The sequence below is a fragment of the Paenibacillus sp. FSL R10-2199 genome (assembly GCF_038000235.1).
GTDB classification, from domain to species: Bacteria; Bacillota; Bacilli; order Paenibacillales; family Paenibacillaceae; genus Paenibacillus_AQ; species Paenibacillus_AQ phytohabitans.
The window spans coordinates 3806875-3823551 of sequence record NZ_JBBOBO010000001.1 but is presented as its reverse complement, the minus strand read 5'-3'; the positions used below and the strand labels follow the sequence as shown (position 1 = coordinate 3823551).

The 16677-nt window shown below is 55.1% G+C and carries 13 protein-coding genes; 8 read left to right on the top strand and 5 right to left on the bottom strand.

Annotated features, from left to right (window positions below; genetic code table 11):
* Positions 1 to 145: 145 nt before the first annotated feature.
* The 5 genes from NYE33_RS16280 (at position 146) to NYE33_RS16260 (ending at position 6188) form a co-directional block, all read left to right on the top strand.
* Positions 146 to 1558 (top strand): tagaturonate reductase, encoded by a 1413-nt coding sequence (locus tag NYE33_RS16280; RefSeq protein WP_341066677.1) that lies wholly within the window; start codon positions 146 to 148, stop codon positions 1556 to 1558.
* A gap of 33 nt (positions 1559 to 1591) precedes the next feature.
* Positions 1592 to 3079 carry a UxaA family hydrolase gene (locus NYE33_RS16275; RefSeq protein WP_042138808.1) on the top strand — a complete coding sequence of 496 codons (1488 nt, stop codon included), beginning with the start codon at positions 1592 to 1594 and terminating at the stop codon, positions 3077 to 3079.
* A gap of 36 nt (positions 3080 to 3115) precedes the next feature.
* Positions 3116 to 4552, top strand: coding sequence for a glucuronate isomerase (gene uxaC, locus NYE33_RS16270; protein WP_341066675.1), 1437 nt, complete (start codon positions 3116 to 3118; stop codon positions 4550 to 4552).
* 2 nt (positions 4553 to 4554) lie between these two features.
* Positions 4555 to 5241 carry a rhamnogalacturonan acetylesterase gene (locus NYE33_RS16265; protein ID WP_341066673.1) on the top strand — a complete coding sequence of 229 codons (687 nt, stop codon included), beginning with the start codon at positions 4555 to 4557 and terminating at the stop codon, positions 5239 to 5241.
* Positions 5242 to 5345: 104 nt separating this feature from the next.
* Positions 5346 to 6188, top strand: coding sequence for a sugar phosphate isomerase/epimerase family protein (locus NYE33_RS16260; protein ID WP_341066672.1), 843 nt, complete (start codon positions 5346 to 5348; stop codon positions 6186 to 6188).
* Between the two features lie 518 nt (positions 6189 to 6706).
* Here the strand turns inward: NYE33_RS16260 and fucU are convergent.
* Genes fucU through NYE33_RS16240 form a run of 4 tightly spaced genes read right to left on the bottom strand, consistent with a single transcriptional unit; the run spans position 6707 to position 11120 of the window.
* Positions 6707 to 7147 carry an L-fucose mutarotase gene (gene fucU, locus NYE33_RS16255; protein WP_341066669.1) on the bottom strand — a complete coding sequence of 147 codons (441 nt, stop codon included), beginning with the start codon at positions 7145 to 7147 and terminating at the stop codon, positions 6707 to 6709.
* Between the two features lie 39 nt (positions 7148 to 7186).
* On the bottom strand, positions 7187 to 7840 hold the full coding sequence (locus NYE33_RS16250) for a class II aldolase/adducin family protein (RefSeq protein ID WP_231575179.1): 654 nt from the start codon (positions 7838 to 7840) through the stop codon (positions 7187 to 7189).
* Positions 7837 to 9324 (bottom strand): rhamnulokinase, encoded by a 1488-nt coding sequence (locus NYE33_RS16245; RefSeq protein WP_341066667.1) that lies wholly within the window; start codon positions 9322 to 9324, stop codon positions 7837 to 7839. Before NYE33_RS16245 ends, NYE33_RS16250 begins: the two co-directional genes overlap by 4 nt.
* A 29-nt stretch (positions 9325 to 9353) precedes the next feature.
* On the bottom strand, positions 9354 to 11120 hold the full coding sequence (locus NYE33_RS16240; RefSeq protein ID WP_336102300.1) for an L-fucose isomerase: 1767 nt from the start codon (positions 11118 to 11120) through the stop codon (positions 9354 to 9356).
* Positions 11121 to 11459: 339 nt separating this feature from the next.
* Here NYE33_RS16240 and NYE33_RS16235 point away from each other — a divergent pair, with 339 nt between their 5' ends.
* Positions 11460 to 12230 (top strand): DeoR/GlpR family DNA-binding transcription regulator, encoded by a 771-nt coding sequence (locus tag NYE33_RS16235; RefSeq protein ID WP_039295325.1) that lies wholly within the window; start codon positions 11460 to 11462, stop codon positions 12228 to 12230.
* 167 nt (positions 12231 to 12397) lie between these two features.
* Here the strand turns inward: NYE33_RS16235 and NYE33_RS16230 are convergent, their stop codons facing one another.
* Positions 12398 to 13249, bottom strand: coding sequence for an MBL fold metallo-hydrolase (locus NYE33_RS16230; RefSeq protein ID WP_341066665.1), 852 nt, complete (start codon positions 13247 to 13249; stop codon positions 12398 to 12400).
* A 301-nt stretch (positions 13250 to 13550) separates the two neighbouring features.
* Between NYE33_RS16230 and NYE33_RS16225 the strand changes: the two genes are divergently transcribed.
* Together NYE33_RS16225 and NYE33_RS16220 are read left to right on the top strand one after the other, a co-directional pair.
* On the top strand, positions 13551 to 13892 hold the full coding sequence (locus tag NYE33_RS16225; RefSeq protein ID WP_341066663.1) for an antibiotic biosynthesis monooxygenase family protein: 342 nt from the start codon (positions 13551 to 13553) through the stop codon (positions 13890 to 13892).
* 543 nt (positions 13893 to 14435) lie between these two features.
* Positions 14436 to 16373, top strand: coding sequence for an NAD(+) synthase (locus NYE33_RS16220; protein WP_042138818.1), 1938 nt, complete (start codon positions 14436 to 14438; stop codon positions 16371 to 16373).
* The last annotated feature ends 304 nt before the right edge of the window (positions 16374 to 16677 follow it).

Sequence of the window (16677 nt, the reverse complement as noted above, 5' to 3'; positions counted from 1 at the left end):
TGTACCGGGTTATCCAGCTTGCCCGTTTTGTATTTTCAGCAGACACGAATAACGTCTACAATGACGTCATTTCCGGGTTTGCTTAAAATAAAATGTTAACGTGTGCATTTATGACATTATATTTTAAAAGGAGATCATGACCATTATGACAAACCGTTTATCCAGAAGCACTCACCCGGAGTTAACCCTGCATCCCGAGCGAATGATCCAATTCGGTGAAGGCAATTTCATGCGCGCCTTCGTGGACTGGCAGCTGCAGCAGATGAACAACCAAGGCCTGTTCAACGGAAGCGCAGTGCTGGTACAGCCGATTGAACAGGGGCTTGGCGGATTCATGGCCGCCCAGGATAATCTCTACACCGTGCTGCTGAACGGCATTATGGATAACCAGACAGTCAACTCGCGGGAAATCATCTCTTCGGTCAGCCGCGTGATTAACCCTTATAGCGATTACGGGAGTTACCTTGCGCTCGCTGAGAATGATGAGCTGGAATTCATCACCTCCAACACGACGGAAGCCGGTATTGCCTATCTACCGGGCGACCGTGCAGACGGAACGCCGCCGAAGAGCTTCCCGGGCAAGCTGACTGCGCTGCTCCACCGCCGTTTCGAGCTGGGCAAAAAAGGCTTCGTCATCATCCCCTGCGAGCTGATCGACCGCAACGGCGAGAAATTGCAGGAGATTGTGCAGCAATATGCCGCTGACTGGAATCTGGGCGGGGAATTCCTGCAATGGCTGAAGGAGGAGAATACCTTCTGCTGCAGTCTGGTTGACCGGATCGTTCCGGGTTACCCGCGTGATAAGGCCGCTGAGCTGGAAGCTGAATTGGGGTATCTGGACAATGTGATGGTTACGGCTGAGCCATTCCTGTTCTGGGTCATTGAAGGACCGGAATCACTTACTGAACGGCTGCCGCTGGCCAAGGCCGGACTGAACGTTGTGGTCACCCCTGATATGACTCCATACCGCGAGCGCAAGGTTCATCTGCTGAACGGGCCTCATACGGCTATGGTTCCTCTGGGTTTGCTGGCGGGTCTGGAAACCGTTGAGGATATTATGAATGACGAAACGTTCTCCCGCTTCGTGAAGCAGCTGATCGAAGATGAACTGATTCCTATGCTGGATCTGCCTGCTGAAGAGCTGCTGTCCTATGCCGGTGCCGTGCAGGAACGGTTCAGAAATCCGTTCATCCGCCATGAGCTGACCTCCATCTCGCTGAACAGCATCTCCAAATTCAAAACCCGGCTGCTCCCGGTGCTGCTCCGCTATCAGCAGGAACGCGGCAAGCTTCCGGAGCGCATAACGCTCGCCTTCGCCGCTCTCCTGCTCAGCTACCGCGGTGACCGTGTGCCGCTGCAGGACAGTCCGGAAATCCTGGAGATTTTCACACAGGCATGGAGTGATCCGGCAACCTTCGCAAGCACTATTCTCAGCAACACCAGCCTGTGGGGACAGGATCTGTCCTTGCTGCCCGGACTGGAAGCTGAAATTAACGCCCATCTGCAGCAGCTGGAGAAGCAGGATTCCCGCGCCGCTCTGCAGCAGCTTGTCGGCTAAAGCAATAACTAACAAAACTTAGGAGGGTCCAACATGAAGCACTTAATGAAAATGAACCCCAGAGATACAGTAGCTGTAGCCCTGCGGCCGATATCGGCCGGGGAGCAGCTCACCATAGACAGCTTGACGCTTCAGGCAGCACAGGATATTCCGCAGGGCCACAAGATTGCCCTGACTGATTTCCAGACTGATGAGGTTATCACCAAATACGGTTATCCTATCGGCCATGCCATCGCTCCGATTGCCGCTGGAGACTGGATTCATACGCATAATATCAAGACCAATCTGTCCGGCGAAGAGGAATATGAGTATGTGCCGGATGTTCACCAGGTTACCTACCCCCGGCGTGATCTGACCTTCCAGGGGTACCGCCGGAGTAACGGCAAGGTCGGCATCCGTAATGATCTGTTCATTATCCCGACTGTGGGCTGTGTGAACGGGATTGCCGAGCAAATGCTGCAGGAGTTCAAGGCTGAGCATCCCGATCTTGGCGGCTTCGATAACTTCACGGTGCTGAAGCATCCATACGGCTGCTCGCAGCTCGGCGATGATCACCGCATGACCCGCAGCATTCTGCTCGACGCGGTCAACCATCCGAACGCCGGCGGGGTGCTCGTGTTCGGGCTCGGCTGCGAGAACAACATTGTCGCTGAATTCCGCAGCATGCTGGGGGATTATGACGAGTCACGGGTGAAATTCCTGGTTGCCCAGGAGGTGGGCAATGAGGTAGAAGCCGGCCTTGAACTGCTGGAGCAGCTGTATGAGGCTGCGAAGAACGATGTCCGTGAGCCGGTTCCGCTCAGTGAGCTGAACATCGGCCTGAAATGCGGCGGCTCCGACGGGTTCTCCGGGATCACAGCCAATCCGCTGCTGGGGGCATTCTCCGACTTCATCATCTCCCAGGGCGGAACCTCGGTGCTGACGGAAGTGCCGGAAATGTTCGGTGCAGAGAAGATGCTGATGGCGCGTGCAGAAAGCCATGAGGTCTATGAAGAGATCGTGTCGCTGATCAATAACTTCAAGCAGTATTTCCTCTCGTACGGCGAACCTGTATACGAGAATCCTTCTCCAGGCAACAAAGCCGGCGGCATCAGCACCCTGGAGGACAAATCGCTGGGCTGCACCCAGAAGGCCGGAACTTCGCCGGTGGTCGATGTGCTGCAATATGGCGTGAAGCTGCGCAAAAAAGGGCTGAGCCTCCTTCAGGCTCCCGGCAACGATCTGGTAGCCGCCTCCGCTCTCGCTGCTTCGGATTGCCAGCTGGTGCTGTTCACTACCGGACGCGGAACGCCCTTCGGCAGCTTCGTACCTACGGTGAAGGTGGCCACCAACAACGATCTTTTTGCCAAAAAAGGCCACTGGATGGACTTCAACGCCGGTCCTCTGCTGGAAACACCGATGGCCGATGTGCTGGAGGAATTCATCACTTATATCATTGATGTCGCCAGCGGCCAAAAAACACGGAACGAGCAGAATGAAGTGCGCGAGCTGGCTATTTTCAAAACCGGCGTTACGCTATAAACCCTATCCAAATTCATGCAAAGGGAGATCTTATCCATGTTTCTTAATGAAGATTTCATGTTATCCGGCGATACCGCACGCCAGCTCTTTCATCAGCATGCCAAAACAATGCCGATTGTCGATTACCATTGCCATCTGGACCCGCGCGAAATCTATGAGGATAAACCGTTCGAGAACCTCACGGCAGCCTGGCTTTATGGAGATCATTACAAATGGCGGCTGATGCGCGCGAACGGTGTGCCGGAATCGCATATTACCGGGGATGCCTCCGATTATGATAAATTTCTGGCCTGGGCCCGCACACTCCCGAAAGCCATCGGCAACCCGCTGTACAGCTGGACCCATCTGGAGCTCCGCCGCTTCTTCGGCGTTAATGAGCTGCTGAACGAAGCTTCTGCACCGGCCATCTGGGAGAAGGTGAACCGCAAGCTGGCCGAACCGGCGTTCACCCGCCGCGGTCTGATCCGCAGTTCGAACGTCAAGGTAATCTGTACTACGGATGATCCGGCAGACTCGCTGGAATACCACAAGCTGCTCAGAGACTCTGAGACCGCGTTCCAGGTGTTCCCGACCTTCCGTCCCGACAAGGCACTGAACATCGATGCCGAAGGCTTCAGCGCCTGGATAGGCAAGCTGGAGCAGGCTACAGGTCAGCAGGTCAAGACTTATGCGGCCTTGCTTGAGGCACTGAGCAACCGTGTGGACTTCTTCCATGAGAATGGCTGCCGCCTGTCGGACCATGCCCTTGATGTGCTGCGTTACGAAGCCGGTGAACCGGAAGCTGCCCAGGCGGTCTTCGCCAAAAGACTGCAGGGTGCTTCCCTGTCACCGCAGGAAATCACCCTCTACCGTACAGAGCTGCTGACTGCACTGATCGGCTTCTACCAGGCCAAAGACTGGACCATGCAGCTTCATCTGCATGCCTACCGCAACAACAACACGCCAATGTTCCGGAAGCTAGGGCCGGATACCGGATACGACGGCATTAACGACCTGCCGCTGACCACACCGCTGTCGCAGCTGCTTGACCGTGCCGAGAGCGGCAGCGGGCTGCCGAAGACCATCCTGTACTCGCTGAATCCCGGCGACTACCCTGCCCTGCTGGCTTTGCTCGGCTGTTACCAGAAGGATACCGCCGGCAAGCTCCAGCTCGGCTCCGGCTGGTGGTACAACGATACGCGCAGCGGTATGCGCCAGCAGTTGACGCTGCTGGCTGACAACAGCCTGCTGGGTAACTTCGTCGGCATGCTGACCGATTCACGCAGCTTCCTCTCTTATACCCGGCACGAATATTTCCGCCGGGTGCTCTGTGAGCTGATCGGTGAACTCGTGGAACGCGGTGAGGCACCGGATGACATAGACTTACTGGGCGCAATGGTAGAGGATATCTCCTACAATAATGCAGCAGGCTATTTCGGCTTCCAGACCTCCGGCAGCCCGGTGGAGGTTACCGCCCGGGTGAAGGAGCGCTGAAGATGCCGACTATCTATATTGCCGGAGACTCTACCGCAGCCCGGAAGGCGGCCTCCGAATCGCCGATGACCGGATGGGGAGAATTTCTGCACGGGCATGTGGGACCGGAGGTGCGGATTGAGAACCGGGCAGTGAACGGACGGAGCACACGCTCCTTCCTGGCCGAGGGCAGGCTTGCGGAGATCGAGCAGGACTTCCAGGCTGGAGACTTCCTGCTGATCCAGTTCGGTCATAATGACCAGAAGATTGAAGATCCGGCGCGTTATACGGATCCGGATACCGAATACCGCCAGAATCTTAAGGTATTCATCGATTCCGCCCGCAGCCGCGGCGGGTTCCCGCTGCTGCTGACCTCTGTGAGCCGACGCCGCTTTACAGCGGAGGGTGAACCTGATCCTGAGGCCGTGGGGCCTTACCCGCAGGCCATGCGCGAGGTTGCAGCGGAGACCGGAACACCGCTGCTCGATATCTTCGCCTCCTCCCAGCAGCTCTACCGCTCGCTGGGAATCGAAGGCTCACAGCAGCTGTTCATGCATCTGCCGCCGGGAAGCCATCCCAACTACCCTGACGGGATCGCGGATGACACCCATTTCTCGCAGGCAGGCGCGCAGCGGATCGCCTCGCTGGTAGCGGAAGCGATGGAACAGACTGCGGGACTCTCGGTACTGCACCCTCACTTGCGGGTGTAGTGCGTTAAGCCGCTTCATTGAATTCCTGGAATAGGCCGCCATGTGCCCTTGCGGGCACAGGCGGCCTTATTTGCGGGAAATTGCAGAGCAAAGGAGTAGAACATATGACCGTACCGTTTCACCTCGGCGTCCGCGCCCATGATTTCAACCCGTGTCCTTTGCCGCAGCTGTTTGAGAAGCTGGAAGAGCACAGCTTCTCCTCTATTCAGTTCGCGCTGCATAAGTCCTTTCCTGAGAGTGCGCCCAGACTTGGCGCACTCAGTCCGGGAACGGCTGCCTATTATGGCGAAGCCTTCAGGCAGGCCGGCATCAGGATTGCCGTTCTCGGCTGCTATGTAAACATCATCGATCCTGATCCCGCCCGGCACGCACAGGCATTGAATGACTTCAGTACCCATCTGCGGCTGGCCCGTGATTTCGGGGCGAGTCTGGTAGGTACCGAGACAGGCAGTGTGGGAAAGGGATATACGCCGGATAATTTCACGGAGGAAGCTTTTGAACAAGTTGTGGCTTCTGTCAAAGCAATGGTTGCGGAAGCAGAGCGTTTCGGGGTAACGGTCGGCATCGAGGCAGGGATTAACCACCCGCTTCACACGGCTCAGCTGACCAGACGGCTGCTGGACGAAGTGGCCTCCAGTAATCTGCAGATTATATTCGATGCCGCCAATCTGATGACGCCGGATAACTACCTGCAGCAGGAGAGTATTGTTGCAGAGGCTCTTGAGCTGCTGGGTGACCGGATCGCGGTGCTGCATCTGAAGGATTTCACGGTCCGGGATGGGCGGGTTGAGATCGTCCCTGCAGGACAGGGACTGCTGAACTTCGCTCCGCTGCTCCATTACATGAAATATAACCGTCCGCATATTCAGGGCCTGCTGGAGAGCACTCCCGAAGAGCATATGCGCGGCAGTGCAGAGCTGCTCCGGCGGATGTATAACGAAATATGAATAAATGCCCCGGCCATATGGCGTACGGGCCATTTGTTTATATTGAATCCGGTTTAGGAGCCGGTTCAATACTAGAAATGAGCAATTTATAGTAACCGGTCCTTCGCTCCGGTCCTAAGTGTATTTTGTACAACTAAAGTGATCAATTTTTGCGCTGCGAGGGTTTTAATTGCACTTTGTACACTTAAAACCCCCATATTCCGTAAAAGTAGACTTACCGCTGATTTTAATTGTACTGAATACAGTTAAACGGACAATCCGGTTTTTCACCATCTGTTTAATTGCACGAAATGCAATTAAATCTATTCACTTCACACTAGTTACTCTCAAAATATTTGCAAACGCAGGGTCAGTGGATCCAAATTACACAACACATAACATTTCATGTGACGTTTCTACATTTGAGCAACTGATATAGCAATAAGACCGCTCTCCAATGCCGGGCGGTCTTATCTTTTTAAATTTAAACAGAAGGATTATCCTTTATCCTGCGATATTACGCAGACTTGAACCTGTTGTTATACCCCGGCATCCGGCGGGATCACACCTTTTTTGAGAATAATATTCCCGTACAGCGCCTCTTCCCCGGTGATCACGATCGCATAACTCCGCTTCGAGCGGTTGTAGAATTCAAAACGCTCCTCATACTCCACCTGTGCCGCAGCGTCATGTTTGGCCAGGATCTCCTTGTACGTCTCCCATATCACCGGAACGGTAGGATCACTCTCCACTACAGCCATGAATGCCGCCTGCGCGGGCACATAGTGATCCAGCGGAAGCAGCTCCAGGATCGCGTCCAGCAGCATGGGAATGCCAATGCCGTCCGCCCGGAGCACTCTGGAATGCAGCCCGTGGCCCGGATAATTGGCATCCGCCAGGACCAGTTCATCCCCATGGCCCATTTCCATCAGGGTACGGACCAGCTCGGGGGAGAGGAGCTTGGGTATTTTTTTGAGCATGACTACTATCCTCCTTCATTCCTGTGTCGAAGCCGCGGCTTACATGCCGTAGAACGATCTCAAAGCTACCAGCTCCTCGATCCGGTGCTGAGGAAGCTCACGTTCTCCGCCGATCATCCGGGTCAGGAAGGTCAGCTTCGCCGTGTACTCCAGCCGCTCCATATTCATGTAGGCAGCCATGACATCCTTGCCCCAGGTCAATGCGCCATGGCTCTCCAGCAGGACAGCCGTTTTCTTGCCGAGGAAGGGGATCAGTGAATCCGGAATCTCTTCGGTTGAAGGCGTTCCGTATACCGCCAGTGGAATATCCCCCATGGCAATCACCGACTCCGGCATCATCATCTTGTCGAGCGCTTCGCCCTTGATGGCAAAAGCGGTAGCATACGGCGGATGCGCATGCACCACGCCGCCCATCTCCGGCAGCTCATTGTAAATCTTCAGATGCATCTTCACTTCCGTGGATGGCCGGTAGCCTTCCGCGGCTTCAAGGATATCTCCCTGCAGATTCACTTTGACCAGCATATGCGGCTGCAGATAGCCTTTGCTGACTCCTGTTGGTGAGGTGATTACCTCTGTAGCCGACAGGCGTGCCGAAATGTTGCCGTCATTGGCGGCAATAAAATCCTTATTAAACAGATTACGGCCGATATCACAGATAAGCCGCCGCAATTCCTCTTCCTTCGTATTCATCATTGTCCTCCTTGATCGCTATGAATAATTGATAAAGCCGGCTGATACCGGACAGGAGCACTGGAACGGGCTACAATTGTTCTGACTTCGGATGCTTCAATCACTCCCAGTGCCGTCAATTGCACCAATACGTTGCCGATTGCACTTGCCTCTACCGGTCCGGCAATGATTTCTTTGCCTGTGGCATCCGCTGTAAGCTGGCATAGCAGCTTGTTCTGGATGCCTCCGCCGACCATATGAATGCAGCTGACCGGGCTGCCTGTGAGTGTCTCCAGTTCACAGATCGTGCTGGCGTAAGACTGGGCCAGGCTCTCCAGAATGGTGCGGATGATCTCCGCCCGGCTCTGCGGTACAGGCTGGCCTGTGCGGATACAATACGATTCAATGCGCAGCGGCATATCCCCCGGGGTGCTGAAGAGGGGATCGTTCGGGTCCAGAACGGCTATGCGCGCTGTCGACCGGTCCAGCCCCTCAGCCAGTTCTGCCGCCTCCTGATGGCTGAGCGGTTCTCCCGCTTCTGCCCAGCCGTGCTGGGTCTCCTGCAGCAGCCACAGGCCGGTGATATTCTTCAGCAGGCGGTTCGTGCCGCCGAAGCAGCTCTCATTGGTGAAGCCGTAGGCGTCGGCCTCGGCGCTAAGTACGGGCTCCTCAGTCTCCAGGCCGACCAGCGACCAGGTTCCGCAGCTGATGAAGGCGGCGGAACCCTCTCCGCCGTTCGAGCCTCCAAGCCCGTAAGGGATGGAAGCCACAGCGGAAGCAGTGTCATGCGAAGCCCCGGCAATGATCTTGAGCGGGCCGGAACCAAGCTCTTCCTGCAGGCCTGGCCGAAGCTCGCCGATTACAGTGCCCGCCGGCACCAGCCGGGGAATCAGCTTCACTTGCAGCTCCAGCCTGCGCAGCACTTCGCTTGCCGGAGCAGACGAATCCGGATTCAGCAGGCCGCTGGTGCTCCAGATGGTCTGCTCGGCGACCGCCGTGCCGCTGAACATATAATTGAACAGGTCAGGCATCATCATCAGCAGACTGGCCTTTTGTGTAAGCTCCGGATTAGCCTGCAGATCGGCAAATAATTGATACACCGTATTAATCGGGCTGGACTGGTTGCCCGTCAGCTTGAACTGCTCCTCAGGGGGCAGGGCTGCCTCCAACGCCAAAGCAATCCCCTCCATCCGCTGGTCCCGGTAGTGATGCGGGGAGTACAGCAGTTCTCCCTCTGCATCCAGGAAGCCATAGTCGACTCCCCAGGTATCGACACTCATAGACTGCAATGGGCCGCGGGACTTCACGGCCTCCAGAATCCCCTGCTTCATCTCATGAAACAGCTGCTGGACATCCCAGTACAACTGCCCGTCAGCCTCTACGGGCCCGTTAGGGAAGCGGCGGATTTCTTCCACCTCCACCTTCCCTTCAGCATACGTTCCCAGCATGACCCTGCCTGAGCTGGCACCCAGATCGATGGCCAGCAGCTTGATTATCTCTTCGCCCATGTTCTCCGCACCCGCTTCACTTTGAAGATTTAGTAGAGCGGCCCAAAGTTACGGCAGGCTCTGTAGTCAGCACTTTCCAGATCCTCTGTGCCGAACAGCGACCAGACACGCGGCCGGAAAATACGCGATTCCTCCACGTTATGCATACTGACCGGAATCCGCAGGATCGAGGCCAGGGTAATCAGATCGGCTCCAATATGCCCGTAGCTGATCGCACCGTGGTTGGCGCCCCAATTGTTCATCACATCATATACAGACTGGAACGAGCCCTTGCCTGTCAGCTTAGGTGCGAACCAGGTTGTCGGCCAGGTAGGGTCCGTTCTCTGATCCAGCGTATCATGCACTTCTCCCGGCAGCTCCACCGTGAAGCCTTCCACCAGCTGGAGCACAGGCCCGAGGCCCTTGACCAGATTCAGCCGGGCCATGGTGACCGGCATTCCGCCCTTGGTCAGGTAGTCTGTCGAGAAGCCGCCCCCGCGGAAATATTCCTGCGAGGCCGGGCGGAACTGGGTCTGTGCGAGACAGGCAGCCGCTTCCTCATCCGTGATGTCCCAGAACGGCTTGATCGCCGGCTTGCCGTCAATGCTCTGCTCACCGGTTCCGTCCAGTGCCGCTGAACCGGAGTTAATCAGATGCAGCAGACCGCCTGCCGCTGCCCCCTCCAGCTCGTATCCGGTTACACGCTTCACCGCAGCCGGACTCCAGAAGGTACGGACATCGGCAAAAATCTGCGCCGTATTCGTCAGCAGATAATTGAACAGCATCGTGACCCCGTTTAGGCTGTCGTTCTCGGTCGCGACAATATAAGGTGCCCGTCTGCCGTTCCAGTCGAACGAGGAGTTAAGAATCGTCTCCATGAAATCACCGTTCGGGAAGTGATCCGTCCATTGGCGCTGGCCTTGGAAGCCGCCCAGCAGAGCGTTGTGGCCGTCCGCTTCTTCCTCGAAGCCGAGCTTCGCCAGCTCCGGATTGCCGATCATCAGATCGCGGGCGATCAGCGCCATTTTGACACAGGTCTCCCATTGCTCTTCCTTAACCTCTTCGCTGAGCTGCAGATGCTGCGGGTTATTGTCCGCTCCCACCCGGCAGTTGTCCTTCACCCAGGCCAGTGCCCGCCCCAATTCCTCAGGATCATAGATCTCTTCCTCGAATCTCCGGACATATTCAGACATATCGATATACTCATTGCGCATGCCGAGGTACTCCTGGAAGAACTGCTCGTTGACGATGGAACCGGCGATCCCCATGGATACGGAGCCCATCGACAGATAAGACTTCCCTTTCATCAGCGCAGCCGCAAGTGCCGACTTCGCGAACTGGAGCAGCTTGGCCTGTACATCCGCCGGGATCTCTTCACTGCTGGATTCCTGAACATCTTCGCCGTAGATGCCAAAGGCAGGAATGCCTTTTTGCGCATAAGCAGACAGCACTGCCGCCAGATACACCGCCCCGGGGCGTTCCGTTCCGTTAAATCCCCATACCGCATGCGGAATAGAAGCATCCATATCCATCGTTTCTGATCCATAACACCAGCAAGGTGTGACCGTAATTGATACACCTACACCCGCACCTGCGAACTTCTGCGCTGCCGCCGCAGCTTCCTTCACACCGCCAATGGTAGAATCAGCAATAATACACTCCACCTGCGAACCGTCCGGATAAAATAAATTCTCCTGCAAAAATGCCGCCACACGCTGTGCCATCCCCATAGTCTGGGCCTCAAGCGATTCACGCACCCCGCGTCTTCTGCCGTCAATCGTAGGCCGGATACCAATCTTCGGATAATTTGCTGTCACTGCCGTTCCTCCCCGGAATCAATGGTTGATTTGGATAAAATAATTTCATTGGAGCAGTACACTCCGATTAGTAAGCGCTATCAAATACAGCCTGCTACTGTCTGCAAACTCTGGGCATTCTCCGCCGACTAATCCTTTTCTTCTCCATCATAGATTTCACAACCCATAAAGTCAACAATATTCCACACTTTTTATTTGATATTTATGTGGTATTATGTGATATAATTCAAATATAGTGTGGGATCATGCTCGTTTTAATAATTTAAGTTTTGGAGAAATATGTAGTAAACTAGTTGATATACTATGGCTAGAACTATTTAATCAAGGGTGGGCAACGGGATGAAGGCTTTTGAACGGCGGGATCTGGTAATCAACGAGCTATACAGGCATAAGAAGGTTCACGTAGCGGACCTGGCGCAGAAATTTGGTGTATCGGAGGAGACCATCCGGCGTGATCTCGACCGGCTGGATAAAGAGGGTATTGCCAAGAAGAATTACGGCGGGGCGATTCTGAACGCCCATACCAACGAGGACCCCTCCTACTCCCACAGGCATCAGGTCAACATTGAAGCGAAGCGGATGATTGCCGCATGTCTGCTGGAGCTGATCAGTGACGGGGACAGTGTGATGACTGATACCAGCACAACGGCTTTTGAAGGCTTGCGGAGAATCGTGGAGGACAAAAAAAATCTGACAATCATCACCAATTCCCTGGCGGTATTGTCAGAGTTCCAGCATTCCGGACAGAAGCTCATTTCCACGGGAGGCATCCTGGGTCCGGAGACCAGCTCTTTTGTTGGGCCGACGGCGTCGCAGACGATCCTGAAATATAATGTGGATGTGGCCATCTTCAGCTGTAAGGCGCTCTCCATGACCGGGGGACTCAGCGATTCGAACGAAGCGGAGACCGAGCTCAAGGTTCTGATGCAGCAGCAGGCGAACAAAGTTGTGCTCCTTGCCGACCATTCCAAGTTCGACCGGATCGCCTTCATCCGGCTGTTCAGCTTCGACAAGGTCGATTATATCGTCACCGATCAGCGGCCGTCCGAAGAATGGATTGATTTCTTAAGCAAATATCAGGTGTCTCTGCTCTATCCTGCGCTGCAGTAGCGCAAACTCTGCACCGGAAGGAGGTGAACCACAGAATGGGGATGATCCAAATTGCTGCAACCTCCGCTCCGCTGTGGTTTCCGCTGGTTCTCGCCGCCGTCGGCGTGGGTCTGATTTCGCTTTTGTGGATGGTGTTCAAGAAATTCGGCTGATCTTTTTGAATGCGCTTACTTGGAGTCTGGAGTGCTGTTCTTAAAAGCCTGCGCCGACACATAGACGAACCGTTCGGCTCTGGCCATCATATGAAATTTCTGCTCCGGGAAGTGGCGGTACAGGTGATCGACGAAATACCCCGGATTCTCGGCGTTACCGGCGTACAGATCATAATGCAGCGGAACGACGGTCTCAAAACCGCTGGTCGCCGCAAACTCCGCCGCTTCCCGGTAGTTCATATTGCCGACAATATTGCGGCTTCCCCGGTAGTAGTCGCGGCCGTTAATCGGCAGCAGCGCCAGGTCGATCTTCCGGCTGCCGACTTCCTCAATCAGCTCAGGGAACAGAACCGTATCTCCGGCATGATACAGCGTGACCCCGTTCAGCTGCAGGATGTAGCCGACATACTTGGGGTTGCCCTGTTCATCGCGCTCCAGCTGTTCATGCGCCGCTGCAACCGGGAACACCTGCAGGCCGGGTGCGGGTTCTGCTGCATGAGCAGGCAACGCTGCGGTTAGGCGCTCCTTCTGTATTCCGAGTCCCTCCAACCGTTCCAGGCAGACCGCCGGAGCTATAAACCGGGCTGCGGGATTGAGCTCTGCAAGCATCGGCAACGCCCGCTCATCCAGATGATCCGAGTGGTCATGGGTGATCAGGCATACCTGCATGTTCGTAATCTCCGCAGGCGGAATCGGCGGCGGGAACGTCCGGTCCGGGTCAGGAGAGACATATGGATCAATATAAACGGTCACCTCTGCCCCTTTGATAATCACACTGGCTTGTCCCAGAAACCAGACGGCCAGACAGCCATAGGGCACCTCGGTCGCCCGGACTTCCTCGATCAATTCTTTTCCTGTTAACGGCATGTACATGCCCTCCCTTCTTCTCGGCAAAATTCTAACCCAAAACCAGCTTGCACGCAAACGCAGCCCGCAGGCCCCTGGCTTCAATCGCGGATTTTGCTCCTCTGCCCGTTGTCTTACCGCTGCATAATCCCTTCCCTGCCTCCCGCTTCTGTGGACCGGCGCGTGCTTCATGCAGCTCTGACAGGCCGGTTCGTCCGCCAGGCTATACATCCGGATCATAGATGCACTACTATAGATAAAGAATTAGATAATAAAATAGATAAATGAAATAGCAACATTCCAATCAAACGGAGGGAAAGTCATGAGTGAAATTGCCAACACACCAGCGCCCCCTTATTATGCAGTGATTTTCACATCCGAACGGACAGACGGGGATAACCAATATGCGGAGATGGCCGAGGAAATGGACAAACTCGCAGCCGCCCAGCCAGGATTTCTTGGAGTAGAGAGCGCCATAGATGGTGTAGGGATTACTGTCTCTTATTGGGATTCTCTCGAGGCTATCCAGCAATGGAAACACAACGAACGGCATCTGGTCGCCCAGCGGAAAGGGATTGCGGACTGGTATATGACTTATAAGACAAGAATCTGCAAGGTTGAAAGAGACTATGGATTTGAAAAGGGGAGCCCCCCGGTCCGTTAGTCCACCCCAAAAATTAATGGTTAGGTACCGGCTGAATCCCGCATTGAAATTAGCAGCTGCTTAAATGGTGATCATTGGTCATATCCACTCTGGCTCTGCATCATAGTAGCAATTGGATAAACGTATCTTAATTTGAACATTTTGGAGCTTAAGAGGTAATTAGTTGGAGAAACGTCATTTAATTTCGGGCATAATCCCTACTCCAGACTATTTCCGGCAAAGTAAGTGCTGTTTATCCAACTGCTGCCCGGCAAATGCGCCTCCGTTCATGATCAAGTGGAGAAATTCCAATTATTCCCTGCCGCCAACGCTACCACACTCACTCCTGCCAACTGCCAATGCTGTTCCCCGTTTCTTCAGGTGCTTCTTCGAAGTTATCCATATCTGCGGGAAATATATGATTTCCTAATCTACCAAATAGAGCGTCCCGTTCGGCTGCTGCTTATTGCTGCAAATCCCCGCTTGTTACCAATGCCATTTGATGGGTACAATATTTAGATAGTGTACTTCTACTAAAGGACAGGTAAAGGACAGGTGAAATGCATGCAGAATCACGGATTCGCGCGAGTCGCTGCCGCTTCCCCCGAGCTCAAGGTGGCCGACTGCGTATTCAATTCCGAACAAATTATTGAAGTCATAAATAATGCCGCGGCACAGGAGGTTGAGTACCTGGTACTCCCGGAACTGTGCATCACGGGGTACACCTGTGCGGATCTGTTCCTGCAGCCCAGGCTGCTGGACGCCGCCACGGAGGCACTGCTCCGGATCACTGCCGCAACGGCAGAACATACAATGATCGTTATCGCCGGCCTGCCCATCTCCATCAAGAGCCGGCTGTTCAACTGCGCTGCCGTCATCCAGCAGGGTCATATTCTCGGAATTGTCGTGAAGACCTGCATTCCCGGTTATAGCGAATTCTACGAGCCGCGCTGGTTCGCCGGTGCGGAAGAACTGGAAGTGTCCGAGCTGCGGATCGGCGGAGCCGTTGTACCCATCGGCAATGATCTCATCTTTGCCTGCGAGAGCAATGGCAATGTATCCTTCGGCGTGGAGATCTGCGAGGATCTCTGGGTGCCGGTGCCTCCAAGCAGCCTGCTGGCCCAGGCAGGGGCAACGCTTCTGTTCAACCCGTCTGCCAGCAATGAGCTGGTCGGCAAAGCCGATTACCGCCGCCAGCTGGTGGGCAGCCAGTCCGCTTCCTGCGTAGCCGGTTATGTCTATGCCGGCTGCAATACCGGCGAATCCACCACGGATGTTGTATTCGGCGGGCACTCGCTGATCGCAGAGAACGGCCAGCTGCTGGCCGAGTCTGAACGCTTCACCCATGAGAGCCGGATGATCACCGCCGATATTGATCTTCCGCGGATTCAGTATTCCCGCACCGTGATGGGCACCTTCCGGGCCGGCAAGGGCGGCCGTAATTACCGCGAGCTGCTCTACGTTTCACCCGTCCGTGAGAACAGCCAGCGTGAGCTCAAACGGACGGTCGGCGTCAATCCGTTTGTTCCGGGTAACCCGCTGCAGCGTGAAGAACGCTGCCAGGAGATCCTCTCGATCCAGACCTCCGGCCTGATGAAGCGCATCCGCCACATCGGCACCAAGCAGGCCGTGATCGGCATCTCCGGCGGCCTCGACTCTACGCTTGCGCTGCTGGTCGCAGTGCGGGCAATGGAGCTGCTCGGCCGTCCGGCCAGCGATGTGCTTGCCGTCACAATGCCGGGCTTCGGCACAACGAACCGGACCTACGACAATGCTGTCGGCCTGATCAAAGCGCTCGGCGCCTCGCTTCAGGTCGTTGATATCAAGGCTGCCTGCCTCCAGCACTTCGAGGACATCGGCCATGACAAAGATGTGCATGACTTAACTTATGAGAATGTCCAAGCCCGGGAGCGTACGCAGATTCTGATGGACCTCGCCAATAAGAACGGCGGCATTGTCATCGGCACCGGCGACTTATCCGAGCTGGCGCTTGGCTGGTGTACCTATAACGGCGACCATATGTCCATGTACAGCGTGAATTCCGGCATTCCGAAGACGCTGATTCAGTATGTCGTCGCCTGGTATGCGGATCATGAAGCCGATGAGACGGTGGGCAAGTTCCTCTACAGCATCATCGAGACCGGAATCAGTCCGGAGCTGCTGCCGCCTTCCGCTACCGGAGAGATCGTTCAGCTCACAGAGAACATTCTGGGACCTTACATCGTGCATGATTTCTTCCTGTATTACATGCTGCGTACAGGGGCTTCGCCCGGCAAGATGCTCTACCTCGCCCAGCACGCCTTCGGTGAGGCTTATCCCAAAGAGCAGCTTGTTGCCTGGCTGAAGGTATTCGTTACTCGCTTCTTTACCCAGCAGTTCAAGCGCTCCTGCCTGCCGGACGGACCAAAGGTCGGTACGGTCAGCCTCTCGCCGCGCGGCGACTGGCGTATGCCGAGTGATGCATCCGCTGCACTCTGGCTGCGGGAAATCGAAGAATTGTAATCACCGCCTGGGCGCTCGTGAGGACGCTCCGCGAACAGACCGTTGTTCCAATCGCTGTGCTCTCCAGATTTTTTTTATTCCCCTTAGCGGTGAAAATCCGGAGACCAAAGCGACCGCTAACGCTTTTCCACAATCGTTCTGTCCTCTCCGCTGTTTAAGCGGGAATCGTATCTTCAATCTTAAAACAGAGCAGCGATCCTCGCGTTATTGGAGGATCGCTGCTCTGCTGATTTTTTACAGTTTATTTAGAATGCACTTTTTGGAAAGCCCCTTTTTTATTAACCGCCCTAGTCAGTTACTGCAC